This is a genomic window from Acidovorax radicis (genome assembly GCF_020510705.1).
Taxonomy (GTDB): Bacteria; Pseudomonadota; Gammaproteobacteria; order Burkholderiales; family Burkholderiaceae_C; genus Acidovorax; species Acidovorax radicis_A.
In genome coordinates this window covers 1,746,700-1,759,970 of record NZ_CP075184.1, presented here as the reverse complement: position 1 = coordinate 1,759,970, position 13,271 = coordinate 1,746,700, and the positions used below count along the sequence as shown (strand labels likewise).

Below are 13,271 nucleotides of genomic sequence, written 5' to 3'. Positions count from 1 at the left end.
CGGTGCAGAAACCCCCGGTCACTGGAATCGGCGCGCGGGGCTGTGTAACACTTGCCCGCGTCCGGTCACCAGGGTCAGCACGGAGACACCCCATGGGGTGCGCGCACGTGCTTCATCGATCCATCCGACCCCACTTCAACCCAAGGAACACCATGAGCGTTTACGACAAGCTGAAAGAACTCAACATCACCCTGCCACCCGTGTCCGTGCCTGCAGCCGCCTACGTGCCATTTGTGCAGACGGGCAACCTGGTGTTCCTGAGCGGCCACATTGCCCGCAAGGATGGCAAGCCCTGGGCCGCACAGTTTGGCCGCGACATCGGCACCGAAGAAGGCAAGGCCGCCGCGCGCGCCGTGGCTATCGACCTCATGGGCACGCTGCAAGCGGCCTGCGGCGGTGATCTGAACCGCATCAAGCGCATCGTGAAGCTCATGAGCCTCGTGAACTCCACAGGCGACTTCACCGAGCAGCACCTGGTGACCAATGGCGCCAGCGAACTGCTGGGCCAGGTGTTTGGCGACAAGGGCGTTCATGCGCGCAGTGCGTTCGGCGTGGCGCAAATCCCCATGGGCGCCTGTGTGGAGATCGAACTTATCGCCGAACTGGCCTGATGCGGGCTGGCCCGGCACAGGGTTGGCCATTCGCAAAAAACAGCAAGCCTGGTGCTTTCGTCGGCGCAAGCACCGCGCGCGCCCGCGCTGAACCCTTTGCGCAGGCGCGGATGCAAGCCATTGCGATGATGGGCACGACACCCACGTGTCACGCCCCATAAAAAAACCCACGGCAATTGCCGTGGGTTTTTTTGATGCGGCAAAAAATACTCACCGCACACTCACCGCACCAGGAAGCATCGTTAGCAAGACGGCCAGATCAGAACGACTCCCAATCCTCATCACCGCCCTGGGCCACCACTGGCTTGCGGCCCGACGCGGCAACAGTTGCGGCTGCGGGGGCCTTGGCTGGCGGGGCCGCTTGCGTCAACGCGGGGCGGTGGGCGCTTGCCGCTGAAGGCCTCGCCCCGACGGCCTTGCCAGTGGGCTTTGGCGCGGCCATCGGCGACGGTTGCCGCACAGCCGATGTAGCGCGCGCAGCCGCGATGGCGGCTTGGGCGGGCGCGTAGCCTGCCGCATTCACCTTGAAGCGCGATACCACTTGCGCCAGCTGGTCTGCCTGTTCGCGCAGGCTCTGTGCGGCCGCGGCGCTCTCCTCGACCAACGCGGCGTTTTGCTGCGTCATCTGGTCAAGGTTGCCAATGGACTGATTGACCTGCGACACCCCGGCGCTCTGCTCGGACGATGCCGTCGTGATCTCGCCAATCATGTCGGTCACACGCTGCACAGACTGCACGATGTCGGTCATGGTGGTGCCCGCATCGGATACCAGGCGCGAGCCGGTTTCGACCTTCTCGACCGATGCGTTGATAAGTTGCTTGATCTCCTTGGCGGCCTCTGCGCTGCGCTGTGCAAGGCTGCGCACTTCGCTGGCAACCACCGCAAAACCCCGCCCTTGCTCACCCGCACGCGCCGCCTCGACCGCTGCGTTCAGCGCCAGGATATTGGTCTGAAACGCAATGCCGTCGATCACGCCGATGATGTCGGCAATCTTCTTGCTGCTGTGGTTGATGTCCTCCATCGTGGCAACCACCTGGGTCACTACATCGCCTCCGCGGCGCGCCACCCCCGTTGCGCCAGCGGCCAGGCTGCTGGCCTGCTGCGCGCTGCTGGCGCTTTGCTGGATGGTGCTGGTGAACTGCTCCATGGCAGCTGCCGTTTCTTGCAGGTTGCTCGAGGTCTCCTCGGTGCGCATCGAAAGATCGTGGTTTCCTGTGGCGATTTCGGCACTTGCAATCGCAATGCTGTCGGTGCTTTGGCGCACCTGATGCACCATGCGCCCAAGAGAGTCGCTCATGATGTAAAGCGAGCGCAGCAGCTCGCCAAACTCGTCACCCCGCGTGATGGTTTCGGTGTGGCTCAAATCGCCTTCGGCAATACGCCCGGCCAAGGCATTGGCCTGCTCCAGGGGCTGCGCAATGCTGCGAATCAGGTAAAAGGCCCCGACGATGATGGCCAGCAACAAGGCGCCCACGGCTGCCGCTGCAATCTTGACCGTGTCCATGCCAGCCTGCGCGAGCGTATTGCGGGTCTCCTGCATGATCTGCTTTTCGAGCTCGACGAAGTCCCCCAGTGTCTTCAGATAAGCCGCCGATGCGGGGTTATAGGTCTGGCGCACAAAGGTCTCGGCCTGATCTGCCTGGCCTGCAGCCTTGAGCTTGCGGGCCTGGTCGCGCTGCGTTGCCATGTTCTTGCGGGCCGCGGCAATTTTCTCCATCTGTGCCTTCTCGCGGTCGGACAGCGGCATGGCCTCCAGCGACTTCTGCACCTCGCCGATCTTCGCGGAAGTGGCGGCAATGGCATCCTTGAATTCGGCTTGCACCGCAGGTTCTTCACTCAGCACCAGCGCCAGGGTGCGCACTGCGTTGGTTTCTGTCAGGCCCGCCCAATGCACCACGGCATCGTGCCGCATGGACACCTCTTGGAGGATGGCGTTGCCCTCGGCCTGCGTCTTGGCCGACCTGAATCCGGAAAAGCCGACCACGGCCACGAGCAGCACCACAATGGCCGCAACGGCAAACCACAGTTTGTGACCCATTTTTAATTGGTGAAACATCGGGAGGCGCTCCTTTTATTTTGAAACATGTGTTGCTTGCCGCAACCATATTGCGCTATTTCAGCGTGAACACAAAGCGGAAAGACACGTAGGTCCATGGGCCTCGGCGGGCGCTACTCCACCCGTGTCACCGTGGTGGGCTTGAAACCGAGGTCCGCCGCCTTGCCCTTGCGCCCACGTGCAGCACGGGCGTTGTTCAGCGAGCGAATCTCCAGCGTTTCATCGCGCAGCTTGCCGCCGCGGCCCACACCGTCGAGCCGGATGCTGCGGGTGTAGGCTGCCGCGCCCGCAAGCTGGTCCTTGTCTTCCAGGTCGATCAGCATCAGGCCGCGTCCGCCGTTGGCCATGGTTTTGAGATCCGTGATCTCGAACGTGAGAATGCGCCCGCCCGTGGACGCGCAGGCCACATGGGTCGCAGGAGCCAAAGCGTGGCTGCCGCTGGACCCTGCGGCATGCGACGGCACACACAGCGCCTCGCCTTCGCCCAGCGTGATAAACGCCTTGCCGCCCTTCTGGCGCGAGACCATGTTTTCCACCGCCGCCAGAAACCCGTAGCCGCCCGACCCGGCCAGCAGCAGCGTGGCGCCTGCCGGGCCCGCAAAGTAGTGCAGCACCTGGGTGCCGGCCTCCAGCTCGATGAGCGTGGTCACCGGCTGGCCGTCGCCCCGCGCGCCCGGCAGCAACGCCACCGCCACGGAGTACACCCGGCCATTGCTGCCAAAGGCGAGCAAGGTATCGACCGTGCGGCATTCAAACGTGCCATACAAACCATCGCCCGCCTTGAAGGCAAAACTCGCCGCTTCGTGCCCGTGGCCGCTGCGTGCGCGCACCCAGCCTTTTTGTGACACGACCACCGTGACGGGCTCGTCCACCACCTTCACTTCGGCCACGGCCTTTTTCTCGGTCTGGATCAGCGTGCGGCGCGGGTCGGCGAAGGTTTTGGCGTCGGCCTCAATCTCGCGGATCATGGTGCGGCGCAGCGTGCCCGGGTTGTTCAGAATGTCTTCGAGCTTGCCCTGGCTTTCGCGCAGCTCCTTGAGCTCTTGCTCAATCTTGATCGCTTCGAGACGCGCGAGCTGGCGCAGGCGGATTTCGAGGATGTCTTCGGCCTGCCGGTCACTCAACGCGAACCGCGCAATCAGCGCCGCCTTGGGGTCGTCCGCCTGGCGAATGATGGCGATCACTTCGTCGATGTTGAGCAGCACAATCTGCCGCCCTTCGAGGATATGGACGCGGTCCAGCACCTTGTTCAAACGGTGCTGTGAGCGCCGCGTGACGGTGGTCTGGCGGAAGGCGATCCACTCTTCCAGCATCAGTCGCAATGATTTTTGCACCGGCCGGCCATCCAGCCCGACCATGGTCAGGTTGATGGGCGACGAGGTCTCCAGGCTGGTGTGCGCCAGCAGCGCGGTGATCAACTCTTGCTGCGGCGTCTTGCTCGTCTTGGGCTCGAACACAAGGCGCACGGGGGCGTCCTTGCTGGATTCGTCGCGCACCACGTCCAGCACGGCAAGCACGCTGGCCTTGAGCTGCACCTGATCCTGGCTCAGTGCCTTCTTGCCGGCCTTGACCTTGGGGTTGGTGATCTCTTCGATCTCTTCGAGCACCCGCTGGGTGCTGACACCCGGCGGCAGCTCGTTGACAACCAATTGCCACTGACCACGCGCCAGGTCCTCGATCTTCCAGCGCGCGCGCACCTTGAGGCTGCCCCGGCCCGTGCGATAGGCGTCGGCGATGTCGGCAGCGCTGCTGATGATCTGGCCGCCGCCGGGGTAGTCGGGGCCGGGCACCAGGGCCAGCAGGTCTTCGGCGCCCAGCGAGGGGGTCTTGATGAGCGCAATGCAGGCGTCGGCAATCTCGCGCAGGTTGTGGCTGGGGATTTCGGTGGCCAGGCCCACGGCAATGCCACTGGCGCCGTTGAGCAGTGCAAACGGCAGGCGCGCGGGCAACTGGCGCGGCTCTTCGGTGCTGCCGTCGTAGTTGGGCATGAAATCGACCGTGCCTTCATCGATCTCGTCGAGCAGCAGGCTCGTGATGCGCGACAGCCGCGCCTCGGTGTAGCGCATGGCGGCAGCGCCATCGCCATCACGGCTGCCAAAGTTGCCCTGACCGTCGATCAGCGGGTAGCGCTGGGCAAAGTCTTGCGCCATGCGCACCAGCGCGTCATACGCCGACTGGTCGCCGTGGGGGTGAAAGCGCCCCAGCACGTCGCCCACCACGCGCGCACTCTTGACGGGCTTGGGCGCGCTGCTGCGCGTGGGGCCGCTATAGGACAAGCCCATGCGATCCATCGCATACAGAATGCGCCGCTGCACGGGCTTGAGACCATCGCACACGTCGGGCAGGGCACGGCCCTTGACGACAGAGAGCGCGTATTCGAGGTAAGCACGTTGGGCGTAGCTGCCCAGGCCCGGTTCTTCGGGGGTCTCGGGCGCGGAAAAGGCGAGGTCGGGTTGCTCACTCATGGGTCAATCACTATCTTTTTCATAGCTACTACCGCTTTATAGATAAGCGCTAGAGGCCAATTTTGCTTAAATTTTGGCGATACTGAATCAATCACTGCGATGGCGCGCGCCGTGCGTCGGGATGGGATGCAAGGCGCAAACCGCAGTCATAGCCATCGCTATGGCGAGGATTTGCAACGCAGCAGACCGCCCGAGGCACGGATGCGCGGCGCGTGAGGGACTTGTTCAGCATTGCCTTAAACATCGATCTCGACGCTGTCACCGTGCAGCTCCATCAACTCGCGCCGCGACCCCGCTTCGCCCTTGCCCATGAGCTTGGTGATGAGGCCTTCGGTGGCGGCAAAGTCCATGCTGCCCAGCCGCACGGGCAGCAGGCGACGGGTGTCGGGGTTGAGCGTGGTGTCCCACAGCTGCTCGGCGTTCATCTCGCCCAGACCCTTGAAGCGGCTGATCTGGCACTTATCGCGCGCCACGCCGTCTTTTTCGGCTTTGTCCAGGATGGACTGCAGCTCGCCGTCGTCCAGCGCGTATTGCTTGGCGGCCGGCTTCTTGCCACGCGCCGGCACGTCCACACGGAACAGCGGCGGGCGCGCCACGTAGATGTGGCCGGCTTCGATGAGCTTGGGAAAGTGGCGGAAGAACAGCGTGAGCAGCAGCACCTGGATGTGCGAGCCGTCCACGTCGGCATCTGACAGGATGCACACCTTGCCGTAGCGCAGGCCCGACAGGTCGGGCGTGTCGTTGGGGCCGTGCGGGTCCACGCCAATGGCCACCGAGATGTCGTGGATTTCGTTGTTGGCAAACAACCGGTCGCGCTCCACCTCCCAGGTGTTGAGCACCTTGCCACGCAGCGGCAGGATGGCCTGGCTTTCCTTGTCGCGGCCCATCTTGGCACTGCCGCCGGCCGAGTCGCCCTCGACCAAAAACACTTCGTTGTGCGCGAGGTCGCGGCTCTCACAATCGGTGAGCTTGCCGGGCAACACGGCCACGCCAGAGCCCTTGCGCTTTTCAACCTTCTGGCCGGCCTTCTGCCGTGTTTGCGCCGCGCGGATGGCCAGTTCGGCGAGCTTCTTGCCGTATTCCACGTGCTCGTTTAGCCACAGCTCGAGCGCCGGGCGCACGAAGCTCGATACCAGCCGCACCGCGTCGCGCGAATTCAGGCGCTCCTTGATCTGGCCCTGGAACTGCGGGTCCAGCACCTTGGCCGAGAGCACGTAGCTGGCGCGGGCAAACACGTCTTCGGGCAACAGCTTGACGCCCTTGGGCAACAGGCTGTGCAGCTCGATGAAGCTTTTGACGGCGGTAAACAAGCCGTCGCGCAGGCCGCTCTCGTGCGTGCCGCCCGCGCTGGTGGGGATCAGGTTGACATAGCTCTCGCGCACCGGCTGGCCGTCTTCGGTGAACGCCACGCACCAGGCCGCGCCCTCGCCTTCGGCAAAACTCTCGTGCCCGCCATCGGCAAAGCCCTCGCCCTCGAACAGCGGGATCACTGGCTCGCCGTTCAGGGTCTGCTGCAGATAATCGCGCAGGCCGCCTTTGTATTGCCAGGTCTGGGTGTCACGGGTTTTTTCATTGACGAGCGAAACGCTCACGCCCGGCATCAACACCGCCTTGCTGCGCAGCAGGTGCGTGAGCTCACCCATGGGCAGGCTGCTCGATTCAAAGTATTTGGCGTCGGGCCACACGCGCACCGTGGTGCCCTGCTTGCGGTCGCCTTCGCCCCTGGTCTGGGTGACAAGGGGTTCGACCACATCACCCGCCGAGAACACCAGGCGTGCCACCTGCCCTTCGCGGTAGCTGGTGGCTTCGAGCCGGGTAGACAGCGCATTCGTCACGCTCACACCCACGCCGTGCAGGCCGCCCGAGAAGCTATAGGCACCGCCCTTGCCCTTGTCGAACTTGCCGCCCGCGTGCAGGCGGGTGAAGACCAGCTCGATGACCGGGGCCTTCTCTTCGGGGTGCAGTCCAAAAGGAATGCCACGGCCGTCGTCTTCCACGCTCACCGATCCATCGGCATGCAAGGTGACCTTGATTTTCTTGCCGTGACCGGCCAGCGCTTCGTCGGCGGCGTTGTCCAGCACTTCCTGGATGACGTGCAAGGGGTTGTCGGTGCGGGTGTACATGCCCGGCCGCTGCTTGACGGGCTCCAGGCCCTTGAGCACGCGGATCGAGCTTTCGGAATAGTCGCTATTCGAAACAGGAGAGGGTTTGGCTGCCATGGGGGCGGATTGTAGTGCGGTGACGCTGCGAAGGCTGGATGAAAAACCAGTGCACATCACCCTATGCCGGGGGCCACTGTATTGGTCGCTTGTGTATCAGCAGGTTTCACGCAATTTCGCTACATTCCTGCGCATGCATACCAATCCTCCCAAACTGTCCATGTTCCAGGTGCTGGCCTGTGGAGCCGCCATCGTGACGCTCTCCATGGGCATTCGCCACGGCTTCGGCTTATGGCTGCTGCCCATCACCCAGGAAATGGGCTGGACCCGCCAGTCGTTTGCGTTGGCCATCGCGATCCAGAACCTGTCCTGGGGTGTCATCGGGATTTTTGCGGGCATGGCGGCGGACCGGTTTGGTGCGTTTCGCGTATTGATCGGTGGCGCCGTGCTGTATGGGCTGGGCTTGGCGGGCATGGCGTTGTCGCCCACCCCGGGGCTGTTTGCGCTGACGGCGGGTGTCCTCATCGGCGCAGCACAGGCCGGCACGACGTATGCCGTGATCTATGGGGTGCTGGGCCGCCAGATCGCACCCGAGCGCCGGTCGTGGGCCATGGGGGTTGCGGCCGCGGCGGGCTCGTTCGGGCAGTTTCTGATGGTGCCCGTGGAGGGATGGCTGATTGCCAGCCTGGGGTGGCAACAGGCATTGCTGGCGCTGTCGATGGCGGTGGTGCTGATCGTGCCGCTGGCTTTTGGGCTGCGCGAGCCGGGGTTCAAGGGGGCGGCACCACCCCAACGCGACCAGACCATCACGCAGGCCCTGGGCGAGGCCTTCCGCTACCCCAGCTTCAACCTGCTGATGGCAGGGTATTTTGTGTGCGGGTTCCAGGTGGTTTTTATCGGCGTGCACATGCCCAGCTACCTCAAGGACCACGGCTTGTCGCCACAGGTGGCGAGCTATGCGCTGGCCTTGATCGGCCTGTTCAATGTGTTTGGCACCTACATCGCGGGCACGCTGGGCCAACGCATGCCCAAGCGGCACATTCTGGCGTTCATCTACTTTGCCCGCGCGGTCGTCATCAGCGTTTTTCTGGCGGTGCCACTGTCACCGTTGTCGGTGTATGTGTTTTCTGCAGTGATGGGCGCGCTGTGGCTGTCCACCGTGCCCCCCACCAATGCCACCATCGCCCAGATTTTTGGCGTGCAGCATCTGTCGATGCTGGGCGGCTTTGTGTTTTTCAGCCACCAGATCGGCAGCTTCATGGGCGTGTGGCTGGGGGGATATCTGTATGACGCCACCGGCAGCTACGATATCGTCTGGTACATCGCCATCGGTTTGGGTGTCTTTGCAGGGCTGGTGAATTTGCCTGTCAAGGAGAACCCCATCCAGCGCGCAGCGCCCGTGCCGGCCTGAGCCCTTTGCCTCGCTCTCCACCATCCAAAGCCCACATGAACAACAAGAGCCCGCACCCTCAGAAGCAGAAGCGCAGCTCGCGCGTTCTGCACTGGCTGGGCTGGGCGGTGGCGGTGTTGCTGTGCCTGGCGGTGTTTGGCATGTACACGGTGCCCGATTTCATGGTGATGGTGGCCGATCAGGTGTGGGCGTGCTTTTGAGCGCGGCTCGCCAATTTTCAAGTGTTTTAGGCCTCTGGCGCTTATGAATAAAGCGCTAGCAGCTATTAATTTAATAGTATATGCACGGCACCGAAACTCCGTCTGACTGGGTGCGCCGCTGGGCGCCCCTCATTCCCTCGGGCAGCACGGTGCTGGACGTGGCCTGTGGCGCCGGGCGCCACCTGCGCTGGTTGCACGGCCTCGGGCACCCGGTCGTCGGTGTAGACCAGTCCGCGCAAGCCCTGGATGCCTGCGCGGGCCTGGGTGAGATGGTCCGCGCCGATCTGGAGAGCGGCCCATGGCCCTTTGCAGGGCGACAGTTTGGGGCCGTGGTCGTCACCAACTACCTGTGGCGGCCGCTGTGGCCCGCATTGGTAGCGAGCCTGATGCCCGGTGGTGTGCTGGTCTACGAAACCTTTGCACGTGGCAATGAAACCGTGGGCCGCCCCGCCCGGGCCGAATTCCTGCTGGCGCCGGGCGAACTGCTGCACGCCTGCGCAGGGTTGCGTGTGGTGGCGTACGAAGACGGCTTTTTGCCCGACCCCGAACGTTTCGTGCAGCGCATCGCCGCCGTGCGGGAACTTGCCGAACCCGTCACACCACCAAGATATGGTCTCAGCCCGGCGGCATAGGCACCTTGTCAGACACCTGCGCGACAGCAAGCGCCGACATGGAAACCCACGGATTGACCCCGCCTGCGCCAGCAAGCACGCTTTGTTGCCCATGGCGCCGCCCCTGGCCTGACAACGGCCCGAGATGAAGGTAAAGAATGAAGCACTGCTGCCGTTTTGCACCCGATGGATCCTTTGACTCTGCAGGCTCCTAGTTAGAATGCCCTTTTACCGTTTTTCAACGCGGACATGACCTCTTCTTCCGTCCCCCTTACCGGCAGCATCGTCGCCCTCGTCACCCCCATGCACGAGGACGGCAGCGTGGACTATCCCGCCCTGCGCAAACTGATCGATTGGCATATCGCCGAAGGCACCGACTGCATCGGCGTGGTGGGCACCACAGGCGAGTCGCCCACGGTCAGCGTCGAAGAGCACTGCGAGATCATCCGCGTGGCCGTGGAGCAATCTGCCAAGCGCGTGCCCATCATGGCCGGCTGCGGCGCCAACTCCACCGCCGAAGCCATCGAACTGGCCAAGTTCGCGCGGGGCGTGGGGGCCGACAGCCAGCTGCAAGTGGTGCCGTACTACAACAAGCCCACCCAAGAGGGCCAGTACCAGCACTTCAAGGCCATTGCCGAGGCCACGGGCGACCTGCCCATCGTGCTGTACAACGTGCCCGGCCGCTCGGTGGCCGATATGCAGCATGACACCGTACTGCGCCTGACCCAGGTGCCCGGCATCATCGGCATCAAGGAAGCCACCGGCAACATCGAGCGCGCCCAGTGGCTCATCCGCGAAGTACCCAAGGGCTTTGGCGTGTATTCGGGCGATGACCCGACCGCTGTGGCTTTGATGCTGTGCGGCGGTCATGGCAACATCAGCGTGACGGCCAATGTGGCCCCTCGCCTGATGCATGAACTGTGTGTCGCGGCACTGGCAGGCAACGTTCAGCGCGCCATGCAGATCCAGTTTCAACTGATGCCTGTGCACAAAAACCTGTTCGTGGAAGCCAACCCCATCCCGGTCAAATGGGCCGTGGCCCGCATGGGCCTGTGTGGTGGCACCCTGCGGCTGCCCATGACGCCGCTGGCCAGCGGCAACGAAGCCGTCGTCGAATCCGCCCTGCGCAGCAGCGGCCTGATCTAATCCGGGCATCGCCCGTCACCCCCAGAGACACTTCGAGGATTTCCGCGTGAAAGCTGCTACTACCCGACTGGGCCTGCTGGCCCTCGCCACGGCCCTGTCCGCCTGTTCCGTTCTGGACGGTGACAAAATCGACTACAAATCGGCCACCAAAGGCTCGACGCTGGAAATCCCCCCCGATTTGACCCAGCTGTCGCGCGACTCACGCTATGCCACAGTGCCAGGCGGCTCCGTGTCGGCAGCAGCGATGCAGGCCGGGCAAGCCGCCCAGCCCTCGGGAACGGCCAACGCGGCAGCCATCACACTGGGCGACGTTCGCATCGAACGCGATGGCAACCAGCGCTGGCTGGTCGTCAACCGCCCGGCCAACAAGCTGTGGGATCCCGTGCGCGAATTCTGGGAAGAAAACGGCTTCATCCTCACCCAGGCCGAGTCGAACGTCGGCATCATGGAAACCGATTGGGCCGAAAACCGCGCCAAGTTGCCCCAGGATATTGTCCGCTCGACCATCGGCAAGGTGTTTGACTCCCTGTACTCGACGGGCGAGCGTGACAAGTTCCGCACGCGGCTGGAACGCAACAGCAACGGCGGAACCGAGATCTACATCACCCACCGCGGCATGATCGAGGTCTACAGCAGCTCCACCAAAGACAACACGGTATGGCAGCCCCGCGCCGCCGACCCAGAGCTCGAAACCGAATTTTTGCGCCGCTTGATGGTCAAGCTCGGCGTCAGCGAAGAGCAATCCAAGGCCGTGACTTCCACCGCAGCACCTCGCCAGCCCGCCGCACGCGTGGCCACTGTGAACAACGCCCCGGTGGTTCAGCTGGACGAAGGATTTGATCGCTCGTGGCGCCGTGTGGGCCTGGCGCTCGACCGCACCGGCTTCACCGTAGAAGACCGCAATCGCAACGAAGGCACCTACTTTGTTCGCTACGTGGCGCCCAATGCAGACAAGAAGGAACCAGGCTTCTTCAGCAAGCTGTTCAGCTCGAACACGGCCACGCCTCCGTTGAAGTACCGCATCGTGGTGCGCGGCCAGGGCGAGACCACCACGGTGTCGGTCCTCAATGAAGCGGGCGCACCGGAGTCCTCTGCAAACGCCGAACGCATCATTCGCGTGATTGCAGACGAACTGAAGTAAGCCCGGTCACCGCAGCAGCATCGACGACACACCCACCCGCTTAGGCCACCAGCGCCTTCACCGGCGCCTTGTGCGCCTCGCGCTGCGGTGGTGGGTGTGACGACACGATCTCTCCAGCGACCACGCCATGTTGCGATTCAAGAACCTGGCCAGTGGCAGCACGGGCAATGCCACGGTAGTCGAAGGACGCAGCGGTGCCGAAGTGCGCCGCCTTTTGGTGGACTGTGGCTTGGGTATTCGGCAGCTGCAGGCGCGCCTGGCACAGGCACAGCTACAGACGGAAGATCTGAACGCCATCTTCATCACCCACGAACACTCTGACCACATTGGTTGCGCACAGACCTTGGCCTTGCGCTACAGGATCCCGGTGTGGATGAGCCGAGGTACACATGCAGCGCTGGGGAGCCCCGACTTCGATGGACTGATGCATGTGGCGCGCGATATGGATGCGATCGATATGGGCACCTTCCAGGCGCTGCCCTTCACCGTGCCACACGACGCCCAGGAGCCACTGCAGCTCAAATGCTCCGACGCCAACATGCGCTTGGGCATCCTGACCGACCTGGGGCATGCCAGTGCCCACGTGCTTCGGCAGCTACAAGACTGCCACGCGCTGATGATCGAAGCCAACCATGACCCTGAGATGCTCGATGCATCCCGCTACCCGCTGTTTCTGAAACGCCGCGTAGCGGGCCCCTACGGGCACTTGGCCAACGCTGCAACAGCGGACATCCTGCGTACCGTTCAGCACAGTGGGCTCCGGTGTGTGGTAGCGGCACACCTGAGCGCCAAAAACAATACGGCAGCCCTCGCGCAGCAGGCGCTTGCGTCGGCGCTAGGCTGGGCCACGGAGAACATTGTGGTTGCCAGCCCGGTGCATGGAACCGAGTGGCTGAATATCGACGCGCTGGGTTGAAGCCAGGGGCGGCGTTTGATTGAACCCGTGCCCCCATAAACACCACAAACTCCCCTGCATCCATGCCGAAAAAAAAGCCCCGACCTTGCGGTGCGGGGCTTTCTTGCACAGGCCAGTCTTGCGACCAGCTCTATGTCGGTGCAGACAATTACTTGGCAGCAGAAGCGGCTGCAGCAGCGGCGTCAGCAGCAGACTTGGCAGCATCAGCGGAGGATGCAGCAGCGTCAGAAGCGGCAGCAGCGGCTTCGGAAGCAGCAGCTGCTGCTGGCGCGGCGACAGGAGCGGCTGGCTCAGCAGCAGGTGCAGGAGCTGGTGCTTCCACAGGAACTGGTGCTGGAGCGGGTTCTTCCTTCTTGCCACAAGCGGCGAGTGCAGCAGCAGCGATCAGGGCGGCCAGAACGAGAGAATTCTTCATTTCGATTTTCCTATTTGGACAGACAGAATCTAGAAAAGCCGTGGCGTTAGGCTTTCCGAAGCCCCGTTACGCGTTGGCACAATGCACTTGATTTGCACCTTTTTGGCACAGCCAGTGATTATATTGAGATTTAGTCAATA

At 63.3% G+C, this 13,271-nt stretch carries 11 protein-coding genes; 7 read left to right on the top strand and 4 right to left on the bottom strand.

Annotation, left to right across the window (positions count from 1 at the left end):
* Positions 1–152: 152 nt before the first annotated feature.
* On the top strand, positions 153–611 hold the full coding sequence (locus tag KI609_RS08060; protein ID WP_226448881.1) for a RidA family protein: 459 nt from the start codon (positions 153–155) through the stop codon (positions 609–611).
* Positions 612–870: 259 nt separating this feature from the next.
* Here the strand turns inward: KI609_RS08060 and KI609_RS08055 are convergent, their stop codons facing one another.
* The 3 genes from KI609_RS08055 to KI609_RS08045 form a co-directional block, all read right to left on the bottom strand.
* A complete protein-coding gene (locus tag KI609_RS08055) occupies positions 871–2,667 on the bottom strand; it encodes a methyl-accepting chemotaxis protein (RefSeq protein ID WP_226448879.1) in 1,797 nt (598 codons plus the stop codon).
* A gap of 113 nt (positions 2,668–2,780) precedes the next feature.
* On the bottom strand, positions 2,781–5,132 hold the full coding sequence (gene parC / locus KI609_RS08050; RefSeq protein WP_226448877.1) for a DNA topoisomerase IV subunit A: 2,352 nt from the start codon (positions 5,130–5,132) through the stop codon (positions 2,781–2,783).
* 236 nt (positions 5,133–5,368) lie between these two features.
* On the bottom strand, positions 5,369–7,351 hold the full coding sequence (locus KI609_RS08045; protein WP_226448875.1) for a DNA topoisomerase IV subunit B: 1,983 nt from the start codon (positions 7,349–7,351) through the stop codon (positions 5,369–5,371).
* Between the two features lie 133 nt (positions 7,352–7,484).
* Between KI609_RS08045 and KI609_RS08040 the strand changes: the two genes are divergently transcribed.
* The 6 genes from KI609_RS08040 to KI609_RS08015 all read left to right on the top strand — a co-directional run bounded on the left by KI609_RS08040 (position 7,485) and on the right by KI609_RS08015 (position 12,716).
* Positions 7,485–8,702: an MFS transporter gene (locus KI609_RS08040; protein WP_226448873.1), complete on the top strand. Its 1,218-nt coding sequence runs from the start codon at positions 7,485–7,487 to the stop codon at positions 8,700–8,702.
* Between the two features lie 35 nt (positions 8,703–8,737).
* Positions 8,738–8,902, top strand: a complete 165-nt coding sequence (locus KI609_RS08035; RefSeq protein ID WP_226450610.1) for a hypothetical protein — start codon at positions 8,738–8,740, stop codon at positions 8,900–8,902.
* Between the two features lie 80 nt (positions 8,903–8,982).
* Positions 8,983–9,534 carry a class I SAM-dependent methyltransferase gene (locus KI609_RS08030; protein WP_226448871.1) on the top strand — a complete coding sequence of 184 codons (552 nt, stop codon included), beginning with the start codon at positions 8,983–8,985 and terminating at the stop codon, positions 9,532–9,534.
* 228 nt (positions 9,535–9,762) lie between these two features.
* Positions 9,763–10,659: a 4-hydroxy-tetrahydrodipicolinate synthase gene (gene dapA / locus KI609_RS08025; RefSeq protein ID WP_226448869.1), complete on the top strand. Its 897-nt coding sequence runs from the start codon at positions 9,763–9,765 to the stop codon at positions 10,657–10,659.
* 46 nt (positions 10,660–10,705) lie between these two features.
* Positions 10,706–11,800 (top strand): outer membrane protein assembly factor BamC, encoded by a 1,095-nt coding sequence (bamC, locus tag KI609_RS08020; protein WP_226448867.1) that lies wholly within the window; start codon positions 10,706–10,708, stop codon positions 11,798–11,800.
* Positions 11,801–11,927: 127 nt separating this feature from the next.
* Positions 11,928–12,716, top strand: a complete 789-nt coding sequence (locus KI609_RS08015) for an MBL fold metallo-hydrolase (protein ID WP_226448865.1) — start codon at positions 11,928–11,930, stop codon at positions 12,714–12,716.
* 148 nt (positions 12,717–12,864) lie between these two features.
* Here KI609_RS08015 and KI609_RS08010 read toward each other — a convergent pair whose 3' ends face one another.
* Positions 12,865–13,131 carry a hypothetical protein gene (locus KI609_RS08010; protein WP_226448863.1) on the bottom strand — a complete coding sequence of 89 codons (267 nt, stop codon included), beginning with the start codon at positions 13,129–13,131 and terminating at the stop codon, positions 12,865–12,867.
* Between the last annotated feature and the right edge of the window lie 140 nt (positions 13,132–13,271).